Raw genomic sequence first — 15,185 nt, forward strand, 5'->3', positions numbered from 1 at the left:
ACGTGGTGACGACAGCGCGACTGAGGACGACGCGGGACGACCGGGCGGTCTCCGCCTACGTCGAGCGCTTCGGCGACACCCTCACCGACGCCGGTATGCCGCGACTGGCCTCCCGCGTTTTCGCGCAGCTGCTCGCCGACGACGACGGCCGGATGACCGCCGCGGAGCTCACCGAGGCCCTCGACGTCAGCCCGGCAGCGGTCTCCGGGGCCGTGCGCTACCTGACCCAGACGTACCTCATCGGCAAGGAGCGCGAGCGGGGCTCGCGCCGCGACGTCTACGTCGTGCAGGCCGACGCCTGGCACGGCGCCATGCTCTCGCGTGACCGGGTGCTCTCCCAGATCGAGACGAGCCTGCGCGCCGGGGTGCCGGCCGTCGGCGGCCTCGAGACCGCGGCGGGGCGGCGTCTGCAGCTGTCCGTCGCGTTCCTCGAGTTCCTCGGCGACCGGCTCGGGGCGCTCGAGGGGGAGTGGGACGAGCGCAAGGCCGAGCTCACGAGAGCCTGGCCCACCGACGCCTGACGCACCCCGCCCCACCCCGCCCCGCCGCCCCCTCCCTTCAACCGTCGAAAGGCCACGTGTGGCCGCCTCCCACCCGTCGAGAGGCCACGTGTGGCCGCCTTGCCGTCGTCGAGAGGCCACCTTTGGCCGGGACCCGGGCTGACGGCATACGCCCTCGGTGACGTGAGATCGACAACGTTCGGTGGCCGGACGGCAGCGGCCGACCCTCTCGCCGATACGCTCGGCAGCATGGCTGACAGCACTGGTGCGCGCTCCGAGTCCGACCTGCCCATCGAGCCCGTCTACGACGCGTCGGCCCTCGCCGGCTTCGACGCCGACGCCAAGCTCGGCGGGCCCGGCAGCTATCCCTTCACGCGGGGCGTCTACCCGTCGATGTACACCGGGCGGCCGTGGACGATGCGGCAGTACGCCGGCTTCGGCACGGCCAAGGAGAGCAACCAGCGCTACCACCAGCTCGTCAAGGCCGGCACCGGAGGCCTCTCGGTCGCCTTCGACCTGCCGACCCAGATGGGCTACGACTCCGACGAGGCCATCGCGCACGGCGAGGTCGGCAAGGTCGGCGTCGCCATCGACAGCCTCGACGACATGCGCACCCTCTTCGACGGGCTCCCGCTCGACAAGATCTCGACGTCGATGACGATCAACGCGCCCGGCTCGACGCTGCTGCTGCTCTACCAGCTCGTCGCCGAGGAGCAGGGCGTCGCCGGTGACCAGCTGACCGGCACGATCCAGAACGACGTGCTCAAGGAGTACATCGCGCGCGGCACCTACATCTACCCGCCGCGCGAGTCCCTGCGCCTCATCGCGGACATCTTCGCCTACTGCCGCAAGGAGATGCCGCGCTGGAACACCATCTCCATCTCCGGCTACCACATGGCCGAGGCGGGGGCGACGCCCGTGCAGGAGATCGCCTTCACGATCGCCAACGCGATGGAGTACGTCCGCGCCGCGCAGGCCGCCGGGCTGCACGTCGACGACTTCGCGCCGCGCCTGTCCTTCTTCTTCGTCGCGCGCACGACCCTCATCGAGGAGGTCGCTAAGTTCCGCGCGGCTCGTCGCATCTGGGCGCGGATCATGAAGGAGGAGTTCGGCGCCCAGAACCCGAAGTCGATGATGCTGCGCTTCCACACCCAGACCGCGGGCGTGCAGCTGACCGCCCAGCAGCCCGAGGTCAACCTCGTCCGCGTCGCGCTCCAGGGCCTCGGCGCGGTGCTCGGCGGCACGCAGTCGCTGCACACCAACTCCTTCGACGAGGCCATCGCGCTGCCGACCGAGAAGGCGGCGCGGCTCGCGCTGCGCACCCAGCAGGTCATCGCCTACGAGACCGACGTGACGAAAACCGTTGACCCGTTCGCCGGTTCGTATGTCGTGGAGTCGATGACCGACGAGATCGAGGCGGCGGCGCTCGCGCTGATCCAGGCCGTCGAGGACAAGGGTGGTGCCGTCGCGGCCATCGAGCAGGGCTTCCAGAAGAGCGAGATCGAGCGGTCCGCCTACCGGGTGCAGCTCGAGATCGACAACGGCGAGCGCACCGTGGTCGGCGTCAACCGCTTCGTCCTCGACCAGGAGGACCACTACGAGCCGCTCCGCGTCGACCCGACGATCGAGGCGGACCAGCGGGCGCGGCTCGAGGCGCTGCGTGCCGATCGCGACAACGACGCGGTCAAGGCAGCGCTGGGCCGCCTCCAGGAAGCGGCCCGCGGCACCGACAACCTGCTCTACCCGATGAAGGAGGCGCTCGCGGCGCGCGCCACCGGAGGCGAGGTCGCGCACGCGCTGCGCGAGGTCTGGGGCGTCTACCAGCCCCGCGAGACCTTCTGACCCGAGCCCGTATGCCGTCTCCCCGGCCCGGCGGACCGCCACGAGGCCGCCGGTGGCCGGGTGCTGAGCACGGCTAGGAAGCGGTTGGGAGGTTCGTGGCGGTCGGTTGGCGCACGGCGACGGTCTCGCGCAGTGCGGCCAGCACGTAGCCGGGCTCGAACATCACCTCATCCCAGGTGAATCGGAGCACCACCCAACCGCGCGCTCCGAGCCCCGTGTAGCGCCGGCAGTCGCGCTTCAGGGCCGGTCGGGTGCCGTGGTTCTCGAAACCCTCGGCCTCGATCACGATGCGTAACGCCTTGTCGGCGAGGTCCACCTGGGCGAAGAAACCCCGCCCCTTGACGACGTGCTGGGTGACGACGCTGAGTCCTTCGACCTGCAGGCACAGGGCGCGCAGCACCGACTCGAACGGGTTGGCGGCCCCGCGATCCACGTACTGAAGCACCCGGCCCACCTTGCGCCGTGACCGTGGCGGCAAGCGCAGCGCCAGGTCTCGCACGGCCAACGGTGACAGGCCGGCACGCCACGAGGAGTCGGCCACGGCCAAGGCCTCGTCGAACGGCAGGTCCAGGCAGCAGTCGATGACGGTGCGCGCTGGGCTCGTCACCCATCCGTCGACGACCTCGTCAGCAGCCAAGTCTCGCCAGTGGCGCGTCACTCCGGTCCGCGCCGGCTGGCGCAGCTTGCGGCCCCTCGGCAGTGTCACGTGGGCGAGGTCCGGCTCGTGCTTGACCGCCCATCCCCAGTGCAACGCAGCCGTGAGGTGTGACGCCGTCGCGGTCAGCCCTTCGGCGGCGGCGCGTGCGGCGAGCAGGCTCGACAGGCCGTACCGGCCTCGGCCCAGGCGGACGACGTTCCCGTCCGCGAGTGCGCGTCGCAGCTGCCGGCGGCGTACGACCGGTCGCAGCTGTGACCATCGGGCGCTGCCGCCGCACTGTGCCAGCACCGTCGCGACGTCCATGGCATCAGGCTGCCCGGGCGCTACGGAGCGGCGCCACGGCCATCCACAGGACCGGCGGACCGCCACGACGGCAGACCGCGGCCGTCGTCACGCAGGGAGCACACGGCATACGCCGGTTCGTGGCGGTCCGCCGGGCCCAGCGCCCGAGGGCGTATGCCGGCTAGCGGGGTCGCGCGCCCACGCGGGCTGCCGCGGCGCTGCCGGCCGCCACCCCGGCGCGCAGGGCGCTGGACCGGTCCTCGCCCCGCAGCCAGGCCGAGAGCAGCCCGGCGTTGAAGGCGTCGCCGCACCCGGTGGCGTCGACGTTGTCGACGAAGGGCGCCTCGGCCGACTCGTCGACGTCGGCACCGACCCACCGCGCACCTGCCGCGCCGTAGGTGGCGACGACCTCGCGCGCGTGATCGAGGACCGCGGCCAGACCGCCGAGTGCCACCACCTCGTTCTCGTTGGGCAGCAGCAGGTCCACCCCGGACACCCACGACAGGAACGCCGAGACCCCCTCCCGCTCGATGAGCGCCGGCGACTGCGGGTCGACCGACGTCGTCCACCCGAGCTCGCGCGCCTGGCGCAGCGACTCGAGGCCCGCCGCCCGCGACCCGGCGTCGAAGAGCACGTAGCCGGACAGGTGCAGGTGCGGTCGCGGGTCGAGCGGCAGGCCGAGCGAGGCCAGGTCGACGTCCGCGACGGAGAAGGCCCGGTTGGCCCCGCGGTCCGGGAACATCGTCCGGTCACCGTGGGCGTCGAGCAGGATGACCACCATGCAGGTCGGCAGCGCCGGGTCGACGGCGAAGGCGCACGTGACACCGGCGGCCTCGAGCTCGCCCCGGCACGCAGTCCCGGCCGCGTCGTCGCCGACCCGCGCGACGAGCGTCACCTCGGCCTCGAGACCGGCGAGCCACGACGCGGAGTTGCCGCCGGCCCCGCCGGGGACGAGCGCGACGGCCGACGGCGTGTCGGAGTGCCACCGGATGTCGCCGGACGGGCGGGTGATGACGTCGAGCCCGACGTCACCGACGACGACGACCGGCCGCGTCGGACCGTGCCCCGCCGTCATGCGCGTGCTGCCGACTGCACCGCCACCTCGGCGGCGACCTCTCCGGCGAGCCGGGCGTTCGACAGGACGAGCTCGACGTTCGCGCGCAGCGACTCGCCGCCCGAGCTGGCGTGGAAGTGCTCGAGCAGCCGCGGCGTGACGTCCTTGCCGTGCACGCCCTCGCGCTCGAGCAGGGCGAGCCCCTCCGCCACCAGCCGGTCGTGCAGCTCGCGGTCGACCTGCCGGTCGACGGGCAGCGGGTTGGCGAGGACGACGCCCGCCGCATCGGTGCCGAGCCGGTCGCGCATGACGACGACCCTGGCCGCCTCTGCTGGCGACTCCACGCGCCACGGCACCGGGTGCCCCGAGTCCGACAGGTAGAAGCCCGGGAAGGCATCGGTCCGGTAGCCGACCACCGGCACCGACAGCGTCTCGAGCGTCTCGAGCGTCCCGGCCACGTCGAGGATCGACTTCACGCCGGCGCACACGACGAGGACCGGTGTCGACGCGATGACCCCGAGGTCGGCGGAGACGTCGAAGGTCTCGGACGCGCCGCGGTGCACCCCGCCGAGCCCGCCCGTCGCGAAGACGCGGATACCGGCCAGATGGGCCAGCGCCGACGTCGAGGCCACGGTCGTCGCACCCGAAAGCCCAAGTGCCGCAGCGACGCCCACGTCGCGCACCGACAGCTTGGCGATGTCGGGGTCGGTGCAGACCCGCTCGACCTCAGCCGCGCCGAGGCCGATGTGCACGACCCCGTCGAGCACCGCGATGGTCGCCGGCACCGAGCCACCGGCCCGCACCGCGTCCTCGATCCGCGCGCCGATCTCGATGTTGTCGGGGTGGGGGAGCCCGTGGGCGAGGATCGTGCTCTCGAGGGCGACGACCCCGACGCCGGCCTCGAGCGCCTCGTGCACCTCCTCGTGGACGACGAGCAGGTCGGGCCCGGGCAGGTGCTGCAGCATGGCCGTCACCCTAGTTCCGGGCGTCACCGGCCGCCGCGGGGGCACGCGGCGCACTCGCGCATGCCGGGCAGCGCGTAGATGAAGCAGCACGACACGCGCGTCGGCTCGGGCCCGACGCTCTCCCCGGCCGCGCCGCGCGCCAGCCGCACCGCCGTGCGCCACATGTCCTCGACGACCCCCCACCGCTGCCGCGAGCCCATCCGCACGTCGGGGGCGTATGCCGTCACGACCTCCGAGACGAGCGCGAGGTATGCCGCGTGGCCGCGTTCCAGACGGCGCGCCGGGTCCTCGTCGACCTCCAACGACGTCGCCCCCGGGTCGACGACGAGCCGGTGGGGACTGAGCCCCGGCGCCAGCTCGAAGCCCAGCCCGGCAGGGGAGGGAACCAGCAGCCAAGGACCCAGCGACACGGCATACGCGATCGGTGTCGCCGCGATCTCGCACACCCACTGGAGCACGAAGGCGGCGGGCACGTGCGCGGGCGCCGGCGCGCCGTGACGCTGTCCCATCTGTGTACGCAGCGCCGCGCGCCACGGCTCGAGCGGGTCCGTGCCGGCCCGCACGTGCGTCAGCACGTCGCGCCACCACACGGTCGCCGGGGAGGCCTCGCACGTCGCGGTCGTGAACGGCAGCGCCCGGTCGACGAGTCCGACGACGGCCCGGACGGCGTCGGGACCGAGGGCTGTCGCGGAGCGTGACTCCGGCTCCACGCGTGACCCCTCTCCGTCGTCCTGTGGTCGTCCTGGTGCTCGTCGAGCCCCCCGTGCGCGAGGGATGTGACCATCCTCTCGCTAGACTCCCGTGCTCGTGACCCACCGCTCCGCGCCGCTGCCCTTCGAGGCCATCGCTCGAACCGTCGAGCAGCGCGCTGCAGAGCTCCTCTCGATCCGTCGCGACCTGCACACGCATCCGGAGCTCGGGCGCGGTGAGGTGCGCACGACGGCGCTCGTCGCCGAGCGCCTCGAGCGCGCCGGCATCGGCGTCCGGCGGCTGCGCGGCACCGGACTCGTCGCCGACCTCGGCGCGCCGGACCCGTCGCACCGCATCGCGCTGCGGGCCGACATCGACGCCTTGCCGATCCGGGAGCAGACCGGCCTCGACTTCGCCTCGCAGACCGACGGTGTCAGCCACTCCTGCGGGCACGACGTGCACACGACGGCGCTCATCGGCGCGGCGCTCGCGCTCAAGGCGGTCGAGGACCGGCTCGTGGCTGCCGGTGTCGGCGCGCGTCTCATCTTCCAGCCCGCCGAGGAGCTCATGCCCGGCGGTGCGGAGGACGTCGTGGCCCAGGACGGGCTCGTCGGGGTCGACCGCATCTTCGCCCTGCACTGCGACCCCAACCTCGACGCCGGCCAGGTGGGTCTGCGCGTCGGCGCCATCACCGCGGCGGCTGACCAGATCGAGGTGACGCTCTCGGGACGGGGCGGACACACGTCGCGCCCGCACCTGACCCAGGACCTGACGTATGCCCTCGCGAAGGTCGTCACGGACGTGCCGGCCGTGCTGTCGCGTCGCCTCGACCCCCGCGCCGGCGCGGCGCTCGTCTGGGGCTCGATCCACTCGGGCGGCGCCGCCAACGTCATCCCGTCGACGGGACGGGTCGGCGGCACCCTGCGCATGCTCGACGCGAGCATCTGGGACGGCGTCGAGCGCCTCCTCGAGGCCGTCGTCCACGAGGTCGTCAAGCCGTATGCCGTGCACGCCGACGTGGAGATCACCAAGGGTGTGCCCCCGGTCGTCAACGACGCAGGCTCCATCGACGCGCTCACGGCAGCGGTGACGGGCACCGGCTCGTTCGTCGCCCAGACGCCGCAGTCGCTCGGGGGTGAGGACTTCGCGTGGTACCTCACCCACGTGCCCGGCGCCATGGCCCGGCTCGGGACCCGTGCGCCGGGCGGCCCGACCTACGACCTGCACCGCGGGGACCTCGTCATCGACGAGGGCGCGATCGTCGTCGGCGCCCGCACACTGGCCGGGGTCGTCTTCTCCGCGGCGGCCCAGCTGGCTGGCACATCGACCATCGCGGGGGTGGCTCCGCTGGGTGCGGTCGCGGATCGGTAACACTTCCCGCGAGTTGCCCCGAGGTGCTCAGATCTTCTCGTCCCGGGGTCTACAGTCCCTTCGTATCTGGGCTGATGTCGTCGTCGGCCCCGCGGAATAAGGAGCACGACTTGCGTTACGCAACCAAGGTCGCGGCAGTTGTCGCCGCCGCCTCGCTGGGGCTTGCAGCCTGCGGCAGCAGCAACTCCGGCAACACGACGTCCCCGGGCGCCTCAGGCGGTTCGACCGGCACCGGCGGCTCGCTGAAGATCGGCATGGCCTACGACGTGGGTGGTCGTGGTGACCAGTCGTTCAACGACGCCGCCGCGGCGGGCCTCGACAAGGCCAAGACCGAGCTGGGTGCCGACGTCAAGGAGGCCTCGGCGGTCAACGGTGAGTCGGAGTCCGCCCGCAAGGAGCGCCTGCAGCAGCTCATCGACGCCGGCTACAACAACATCGTCGCGGTCGGCTTCGCCTACGCCAAGGCCGTCGGCGACACCGCCAAGGCCAACCCCGAAGTCAAGTTCGCCATCGTCGACGACGCGTCGCCCGACTCGGCCGGCCCCAACGTCGACCAGATCACCTTCGCCGAGGAGCAGGGCTCCTTCCTCGTCGGTGCTGCCGCAGCCCTCAAGACCAAGACCAACCACGTCGGCTTCATCGGTGGAGTCCAGACCGACCTCATCAAGAAGTTCGAGAAGGGCTTCGAGGCCGGCGTCAAGGCGGTCAAGCCCGACGTCAAGATCGACGTCAAGTACCTCACGCAGCCGCCGGACTTCTCCGGCTTCAACTCGGTCGACAAGGGCAAGGCTGCGGCTGACGGCATGTACCAGAGCGGCGCCGACGTCGTCTACCACGCTGCTGGCGGCTCCGGCGGCGGTGTCTTCACGGCGGCCAAGGCGGCCGGCAAGATGGCCATCGGCGTCGACTCCGACCAGGCCAAGACGGCCCCGGCCGACGTCCGCGACGTCATCATCACCTCGATGATCAAGAAGGTCGACGTCGGCGTGTTCGACTTCATCACCTCGGTGAAGAACAACACCTTCAAGGCTGGCAACAAGATCTTCGACCTCAAGGCCGGCGGTGTCGACTACTCCACGACCGGTGGCCACATCGACGACATCAAGAGCAAGCTGGACGAGTACAAGCAGAAGATCATCTCGGGCGAGATCACGGTCCCGAAGTCCTGATCATCCTGAGCCCGGACGGGAACGGCCTTGACGGTCGTCCCACCGGACGGCCCGGGCGGCGCGAGCAGCGCCGCCCGGGCCGTCGCATCTTCCAGACTTCCCCCACCCGGCACCGCGGCTTGTTAGGTTCGCGAGTGCTGGTTCAATACTCGATCGACGCCCGTGTCGAGGCGGGCCCGCATGAGGAGTGTGTGTCATCGTCAGCAACACGCCCGTGACCGGGGGCAGGCCCCCGGCGGCGGTCCACCACGGAGCCCCGGCCGTCCGGCTCGAGGGCATCACGAAGCGGTTCCCGGGCGTCGTCGCCAACAAGGACATCGCGCTCACCGTCGACAGGGGAACCGTCCACGCCATCGTCGGTGAGAACGGCGCCGGCAAGTCGACGCTGATGAAGATCCTCTACGGCGTCCAGCAGCCCGACGAGGGCACGATCGAGGTGGACGGGAAGGCACTCGAGCTGCGCTCGCCGTCCGACGCCATCGCCGCCGGGATCGGCATGGTCTTCCAGCACTTCCAGCTCGCCGACAACCTCACTGTCCTCGAGAACGTCGTCCTCGGCGCCGAGAAGCTGCACGGCATCGGCGACGCGGCGCGCGCGAAGATCCGCGAGATCGCCGACGCCTACGGGCTCGAGGTGCCGCCCGACACGCTCGTGGCCGACCTCGGCGTGGGCGCCCGCCAGCGCATCGAGATCCTCAAGGTCCTCTACCGCGGGGCGCGGATCATCATCCTCGACGAGCCGACCGCGGTCCTCGTGCCGCAGGAGGTCGACGAGCTCTTCGACAACCTGCGTGAGCTGAAGTCCGAGGGCCTGACCGTCATGTTCATCTCGCACAAGCTCGACGAGGTGCTCAAGGTCGCCGACGCCATCACGGTGATCCGCCGCGGCACGACCGTCGCCGAGGTCGACCCGACCGGTGTGACGGCGCGCCAGCTCGCCGAGCTGATGGTGGGCTCCGAGCTGCCGTCGCCCTCGACCGAGGAGTCGACGGTCACGCAGACCCCGATGCTGACGATCGAGGACACCTCGCTGGCCGACCCGGCGGGCGGCCGTGCGCTGCTCGAGGACATCGACCTCACGATCCACGCCGGCGAGATCGTCGGCATCGCGGGCGTCGAGGGCAACGGCCAGGCCGAGCTCGTCGAGGTGATCATGGGCATGCGCGAGCCCTCGAGCGGCCGCATCCTGCTCGGCGACGTCGACATCTCCGACTGGCATGTCCGTGAGATCCGCGAGGCCGGCATCGGCTACATCCCCGAGGACCGGCACCGCCACGGCCTGCTCCTCGAGGCCCCGCTCTGGGAGAACGTCATCCTCGGCCACCAGACCGAGGCCATCAACGTCACCGGCCCGGGCCACGTCCTCGTCAACGCGGGCGCGGCCAAGCGCGAGACGCAGACGATCGTCGACGAGTTCGACGTGCGCACCCCCTCGATCAACGTGACGTCGGGCTCGCTGTCCGGCGGCAACCAGCAGAAGCTCATCATCGGCCGCGAGATGCGCCGCAACCCGCGCGTCCTCGTCGCGGCGCACCCGACCCGCGGCGTCGACGTCGGCGCGCAGGCGGCGATCTGGGACCACATCAAGGCCGCCCGCCGCAACGGACTGGGAGTCCTGCTCATCTCGGCCGACCTCGAGGAGCTCGTCGGCCTGTCCGACACCATCCGCGTCATCCTGCGAGGCAAGCTGTCCGGTGAGTTCGACCCGGACGTCGTGACGCGCGAGGAGCTCGGCGCCGCCATGACCGGGGCGCAGTCCGCGTCCACCGACGACGATGCCCGCACCGGCGACGACGCCCGCACCGGCGACGACGCCCGCACCGGCGACGATGCCGGCACCGACGAGGAGAAGACCCGATGAGCACCCGCTTCGACGCCCGCCGCATCGTCATGGCGATCGCGGCGCCGCTGCTGTCGATCGTCGTGGCCGTCGTGGTGACGAGCATCATCCTGTTCGTCGCCGGCGACCCGGTCGGTGCGGTCTGGGCCCAGCTGTTCAAGGCACCGCTGCCGCGTCAGGTCGTCGCGATCGTCAACGCTGCATCGGTCTACTACCTGTCGGCGATCGCCGTGGCCATCGGCTTCCGGATGAACCTCTTCAACATCGGTGTCGACGGCCAGTACCGCGTCGCCTCGTTCGCGGCGGCCCTCTTCGCGGGCCAGGGCTGGCTGCCCGGCTGGCTCAACATCATCGTGGCGCTCTTCGTCGCGATGGCCTCCGGAGCCCTCTGGGCCGGGATCGCCGGCGTGCTCAAGGTGACGCGCGGCGTCTCCGAGGTCATCTCCACGATCATGCTCAACGCGATCGCCACCTTCCTCGTGGCCTTCCTGCTGGGCAAGACCGCCGAGAAGGTCCAGGGCAGCAACGCGACCAACACGAAGCCGCTGCCGCAGGACTCACGGGTTCCCGGCATCTCGGTCGACGGCATCATCGCGACGCCGAGCAAGATGTACGGCCTCATCCTGCTCGCCATCCTCGTCGGCGTCCTCTACTGGTTCGTCATCAACAAGACGCGGTTCGGCTTCGACCTGCGCGCGACCGGCCGGTCCGAGTCGGCGGCCGTCGCGAGCGGCGTCAAGGTCAAGCGGATGGTCCTCCTGTCGATGCTCATCTCCGGTGCCGCGGCCGGGCTCGTCGGCATGCCGCTGCTCTTCGGGCAGGACTACGTCTACGGCGACACCGTCCAGGCCGGTCTCGGCTTCGCCGGCATCGCCATTGCCCTGCTCGGTCGCAACAACCCCATCGGCATCGCCTTCGCCGCGCTGCTGTTCGCCTACCTCGACGCCCAGGGCAACGGCCTGCAGATCACCGCTGGAGTCAGTGACCGGCTCGTGCTGGTCATCCAGGGAGTCATCGTGCTGTCCGTCGTCATCGCCTACGAGGTCGTCCGCCGCGCGAACGTCCGCCTGGAGCAGCGGCGTGTCGCCAGCGAGCTCGCCCGGCAAGCCGGCGCACCGACGGAAGGAGCGGTGGCATGAGCGCCTCCGTCATGACCGAGACCGCCCCGGCCACGCCGCCGGCAGCAAGTCGCGGGGGTCGACCCCGGTGGTTCTGGGCCGCGATCGTCGTGGGCGGCCTCGTCGTCCTCTCGACGGTCCGCGTCCTCACCGGCGCCAACGACATCGACTCCTCGGGTGCCCTCATGGCTGCCATTGGTCTGGCCGTGCCCATCGGCCTCGCCGGCCTCGGTGGCCTCTGGAGCGAGCGGGCCGGCGTCGTCAACATCGGCCTGGAGGGCATGATGATCCTGGGCACGTGGGGTGGCGCGTTCTTCGGCTACCACTACGGCCCGTGGGCCGGCATCCTCGGGGCGATCCTCACGGGCGTCGTCGGTGGCGCCGTCCATGCCCTTGCCACCGTGGTCTTCGGTGTCGACCACATCGTCTCCGGTGTGGCGATCAACCTCCTCGGCCTCGGCGCCGGCGCCTACCTCGCGGTCCGCACGTTCACCGGCCTGCCGGGAGGTGGCCCCACGCAGTCGCCGCCTCTGGAGCAGCTGCCGTTCCTGTCCGTGCCCGGGGTCTCCGACCCGCTGCAGAACCTCGAGCAGAAGCACTGGTGGCTCGTGTCCGACCTCGCGGCCGTGCTGCGTGCGGTCACGACCAACCTCAACGTCCTGACGGTCATCGCGGTGCTGCTGCTCGTGGTGACGTGGTGGGTGCTGTGGCGCACGGCCTTCGGCCTGCGGCTGCGCTCGTGCGGTGAGTCGCCGGTGGCGGCCGAGACGCTCGGTGTCAACGTCTACCGCTACAAGTTCCTGGCCGTCCTCATCTCGGGCGGTCTCGCGGGGCTGGCGGGGGGCTTCCTCGTCCTCGTCGCCAGCAACCTCTACCGCGAGGGCCAGACCGGTGGTCGGGGCTTCATCGGCCTCGCCGCGATGATCTTCGGCAACTGGCGCCCGGGCGGGCTCGCGGGCGGCGCGGCCCTCTTCGGCTACACCGACGCGGTGCAGCTGCGCGGCGGCGGCGACGTGGTCCACGCCTACCTCCTGCCGATCGCCATCGGCCTGGCCGCGTGGGGGATCTGGCAGCTCGTGCGTCGTCGTCGGGGCAAGTCCTTCACCGGCGTGCCCATGGTGGTGATGGGGGTCGCGGCCATGGCCTGGTTCTTGGCGTCTCCCAGCGTCCCCAACGAGTTCACCGGCATGACGCCCTACGTGTCGACGCTCCTCGTCCTCGCGTTCGCCTCACAACGACTGCGTATGCCGGCCGCTGACGGTGCCGTCTACCGCAAGGGTGAGGCGTCGTGACCGATCCTGCGCCCGTCGACTGGGAGGCCTTGCGCCTGCGCGCCGTCGAGCTCATGGAGCGTGCCTACGCGCCCTACTCCCAGTTCCGGGTCGGCGTGGCCGGGCTCGTCGACGACGGCCGCGTCGTGGGCGGCTGCAACGTCGAGAACGCCGCCTACGGCGTCGCCCTCTGTGCGGAGTGCGGCATGGTGTCCGAGCTCCACGCGAGCGGCGGAGGGCGGCTGACGGCCGTCTTCTGCGTCGGCTCCGACGGCACGGCGCTGATGCCGTGCGGTCGGTGCCGTCAGCTGCTGTGGGAGAACGGCGGCCCGGAGTGCCTGCTCATGACCCCCGAAGGGGTGCTGCCCATGACGGCGGTGCTGCCGCAGGCCTTCGGCGTCGACGACCTGACGCACGGGGGCTCCCGGTCGTGAACGGCCTGCGCCTCCGTGTCCCCCGGACAGCCCGACAGACCCGCGTGGTCGAGTGAGGATGTTCTCGTGAGCGAAGCCTTCGACGCCGTCGACGTCATCTCCGCCAAGCGTGACCGGGAGGAGCTCTCGGACGCGCAGATCGACTGGGTCATCGACGCCTACACCCGGGGTGCGGTCGCCGAGGAGCAGATGTCCGCTCTCGCGATGGCGATCTACCTCAACGGGATGAGCCCGCGCGAGATCGCCCGGTGGGCCGACGCGATGATCCGCTCCGGCGAGCGGCTCGACTTCTCGGGGCTGTCACGCCCGACGAGCGACAAGCACTCGACCGGGGGAGTGGGCGACAAGATCACCCTGCCCCTGGCTCCGATCGTCGCCGCCTGCGGCGTGGCCGTCCCCCAGCTCTCGGGCCGAGGGCTCGGGCACACCGGCGGCACGCTCGACAAGCTCGAGTCGATCCCCGGGTGGCGCGCCGACCTGACGAACGAGCAGATGCTGCACCAGCTCGAGGATGTCGGCGCCGTCATCTGCGCGGCCGGCACGGGCCTCGCCCCCGCCGACAAGAAGCTGTATGCGTTGCGTGACGTCACGGGCACCGTGTCGTGTGTGCCACTCATCGCCACCTCGATCATGAGCAAGAAGATCGCCGAGGGCACGGGCTCGCTCGTCCTCGACGTGAAGGTCGGGTCCGGCGCGTTCATGAAGGAGCTGGGCCAGGCGCGGGAGCTCGCCGAGACGATGGTCCGTCTCGGCACGGACGCCGGCGTGCACACGGTCGCGCTGCTGACCAACATGGAGACACCCCTCGGCCTCACCGCGGGAAACGCCCTCGAGGTGCGCGAGTCGGTGGAGGTGCTCGCCGGCGGGGGACCCGGCGACGTCGTCGAGCTCACCCTGGCGCTCGCACGCGAGATGGTCGCGGGAGCGGGGCGGTCCGACATCGACCCGGCGGACGTGCTCGCGGACGGCCGGGCCATGGACGTCTGGCGGCGGATGATCCGCGCCCAGGGGGGAGACCCCGACGCCGAGCTGCCGACGGCGAAGGAGACGCACCACGTGCTGGCGCCCGCCGACGGGGTGCTCGTCCAGCTGGACGCCCTCGCCGTGGGTGTGGCCGCGTGGCGTCTCGGGGCCGGTCGCGCCCGCAAGGAGGACCCGGTCCAGGCCGGCGCAGGTGTGGAGCTGCACCACAAGCCGGGTGCGACGGTGCGCGGGGGAGAGCCCCTGATGACGCTGCACACCGACGAGCCCGAGCGCTTCGCTCGCGCCCTCGAGGCTCTCGAGGGCGGCTTCACGATCGCCCCGGAGGGTTCGCGTCCGGACCTGCCCCCGATCGTCATCGACCGCGTGTCCTGAGCGCCAACCCCCATCGAAAGAGCGATCCGTCCGCCCTTTCCCTCGGGCTGGTAGTCGCAAGGGTGCGTCGGCGTGCGCGCGGCACGGGCGCACCGAGGCTGCCGATGTCGGACTTTCCGCAGGTCAGAGCGCCAGCGGTGCAGCAGAGGCGTCGCAGAGGGGCGGATTTGTGTTTCTCCGGAGGGGCGGGTTAACGTTCTCTTCGTCAGCCCGACAGGGAGGAACGGACGCCACCGCGGAGCGAGTCAATCGCGAGCGAAGTTGGCCGGTCCCGGGGTTGACCATCATGGTCCAGGCCAGTCCGGTTCGTCCGGTAAGGTGCTGGGTCGCCCCGCTGAGGAGCCCGAGTCGATCGAGCACTTCTCCGGGGTGGCCGAGGCACTCCGGTTGATCCGGTAGGCTTCGGAGAGCATGGCCGCTGACACCAAGCGGGTCTGACTCGGTCGTCCTGAAGGACGGTTCGCGGGTTTGACTCCCAAGCTTGACGCGGGTAAGTTTGAAGGGTTGCCCCGGATGCCTTCTCGTTGAGGTGGTTGATGGTGTGTGTCCGATTCTTGAGAACTCAACAGCGTGTCAAAAATCGATGCCAATTACCTCGTCCCGGGGTCTGGCTCGGATTCATCCATGAGGGTGGT

The 15,185-nt window shown here is 71.1% G+C and carries 13 protein-coding genes; 9 read left to right on the forward strand and 4 right to left on the reverse strand.

Annotation, left to right across the window (positions count from 1 at the left end):
- The first annotated feature begins 5 nt into the window (after positions 1–5).
- Both AB4030_RS04125 and AB4030_RS04130 read left to right on the forward strand, forming a co-directional pair.
- Positions 6–521, forward strand: a complete 516-nt coding sequence (locus AB4030_RS04125) for a GbsR/MarR family transcriptional regulator (protein WP_442277911.1) — start codon at positions 6–8, stop codon at positions 519–521.
- Between the two features lie 228 nt (positions 522–749).
- Positions 750–2,342 carry an acyl-CoA mutase large subunit family protein gene (locus AB4030_RS04130; RefSeq protein WP_442277912.1) on the forward strand — a complete coding sequence of 531 codons (1,593 nt, stop codon included), beginning with the start codon at positions 750–752 and terminating at the stop codon, positions 2,340–2,342.
- A 73-nt stretch (positions 2,343–2,415) separates the two neighbouring features.
- On the opposite strand, the gene AB4030_RS04135 is transcribed toward AB4030_RS04130, so the two are convergent.
- The 4 genes from AB4030_RS04135 to AB4030_RS04150 all read right to left on the reverse strand — a co-directional run bounded on the left by AB4030_RS04135 (position 2,416) and on the right by AB4030_RS04150 (position 6,011).
- Complete coding sequence (locus tag AB4030_RS04135; RefSeq protein ID WP_442277913.1) at positions 2,416–3,303, reverse strand: DUF559 domain-containing protein; 888 nt, start codon at positions 3,301–3,303, stop codon at positions 2,416–2,418.
- Positions 3,304–3,463: 160 nt separating this feature from the next.
- The gene (locus AB4030_RS04140) at positions 3,464–4,357 is read right to left on the reverse strand and encodes a carbohydrate kinase family protein (protein ID WP_442277914.1); all 894 of its coding nucleotides are present in this window, start codon (positions 4,355–4,357) and stop codon (positions 3,464–3,466) included.
- A complete protein-coding gene (locus AB4030_RS04145) occupies positions 4,354–5,301 on the reverse strand; it encodes a pseudouridine-5'-phosphate glycosidase (protein ID WP_442277915.1) in 948 nt (315 codons plus the stop codon). Before AB4030_RS04145 ends, AB4030_RS04140 begins: the two co-directional genes overlap by 4 nt.
- Positions 5,302–5,324: 23 nt before the next feature.
- Positions 5,325–6,011 (reverse strand): (2Fe-2S)-binding protein, encoded by a 687-nt coding sequence (locus AB4030_RS04150; RefSeq protein WP_442277916.1) that lies wholly within the window; start codon positions 6,009–6,011, stop codon positions 5,325–5,327.
- Between the two features lie 91 nt (positions 6,012–6,102).
- Here AB4030_RS04150 and AB4030_RS04155 point away from each other — a divergent pair, with 91 nt between their 5' ends.
- From AB4030_RS04155 to AB4030_RS04185, 7 genes are all read left to right on the forward strand, one after another.
- Positions 6,103–7,362 carry an amidohydrolase gene (locus AB4030_RS04155; protein WP_442277917.1) on the forward strand — a complete coding sequence of 420 codons (1,260 nt, stop codon included), beginning with the start codon at positions 6,103–6,105 and terminating at the stop codon, positions 7,360–7,362.
- A gap of 110 nt (positions 7,363–7,472) precedes the next feature.
- Positions 7,473–8,531 (forward strand): BMP family lipoprotein, encoded by a 1,059-nt coding sequence (locus AB4030_RS04160; RefSeq protein WP_442277918.1) that lies wholly within the window; start codon positions 7,473–7,475, stop codon positions 8,529–8,531.
- Positions 8,532–8,745: 214 nt separating this feature from the next.
- The gene (locus tag AB4030_RS04165) at positions 8,746–10,392 is read left to right on the forward strand and encodes an ABC transporter ATP-binding protein (RefSeq protein WP_442277919.1); all 1,647 of its coding nucleotides are present in this window, start codon (positions 8,746–8,748) and stop codon (positions 10,390–10,392) included.
- Positions 10,389–11,510: an ABC transporter permease gene (locus tag AB4030_RS04170; RefSeq protein WP_442277920.1), complete on the forward strand. Its 1,122-nt coding sequence runs from the start codon at positions 10,389–10,391 to the stop codon at positions 11,508–11,510. The genes AB4030_RS04165 and AB4030_RS04170 overlap by 4 nt, the downstream gene beginning before the upstream one ends.
- On the forward strand, positions 11,507–12,781 hold the full coding sequence (locus tag AB4030_RS04175; protein ID WP_442277921.1) for an ABC transporter permease: 1,275 nt from the start codon (positions 11,507–11,509) through the stop codon (positions 12,779–12,781). Before AB4030_RS04170 ends, AB4030_RS04175 begins: the two co-directional genes overlap by 4 nt.
- Entirely contained in the window at positions 12,778–13,194 is a 417-nt protein-coding gene (locus AB4030_RS04180; RefSeq protein ID WP_442277922.1) for a cytidine deaminase, read from the forward strand. Before AB4030_RS04175 ends, AB4030_RS04180 begins: the two co-directional genes overlap by 4 nt.
- 66 nt (positions 13,195–13,260) lie before the next feature.
- Entirely contained in the window at positions 13,261–14,550 is a 1,290-nt protein-coding gene (locus tag AB4030_RS04185; protein ID WP_442277923.1) for a thymidine phosphorylase, read from the forward strand.
- Positions 14,551–15,185 lie beyond the last annotated feature (635 nt).

The organism is Terrabacter sp. 2YAF2 (assembly GCF_052114705.1).
GTDB lineage: Bacteria > Actinomycetota > Actinomycetes > Actinomycetales > Dermatophilaceae > Terrabacter.

Bases quoted from the DNA above. Each gene is read 5' to 3' on its own strand.
- AB4030_RS04130 (WP_442277912.1), top strand. From the start codon at position 750: ATGGCTGACAGCACTGGTGCGCGCTCCGAGTCCGACCTGCCCATCGAG.
- AB4030_RS04135 (WP_442277913.1), bottom strand. From the start codon at position 3,303: ATGGACGTCGCGACGGTGCTGGCACAGTGCGGCGGCAGCGCCCGATGG.
- AB4030_RS04140 (WP_442277914.1), bottom strand. From the start codon at position 4,357: ATGACGGCGGGGCACGGTCCGACGCGGCCGGTCGTCGTCGTCGGTGAC.
- AB4030_RS04145 (WP_442277915.1), bottom strand. From the start codon at position 5,301: ATGCTGCAGCACCTGCCCGGGCCCGACCTGCTCGTCGTCCACGAGGAG.
- AB4030_RS04170 (WP_442277920.1), top strand. From the start codon at position 10,389: ATGAGCACCCGCTTCGACGCCCGCCGCATCGTCATGGCGATCGCGGCG.
- AB4030_RS04175 (WP_442277921.1), top strand. From the start codon at position 11,507: ATGAGCGCCTCCGTCATGACCGAGACCGCCCCGGCCACGCCGCCGGCA.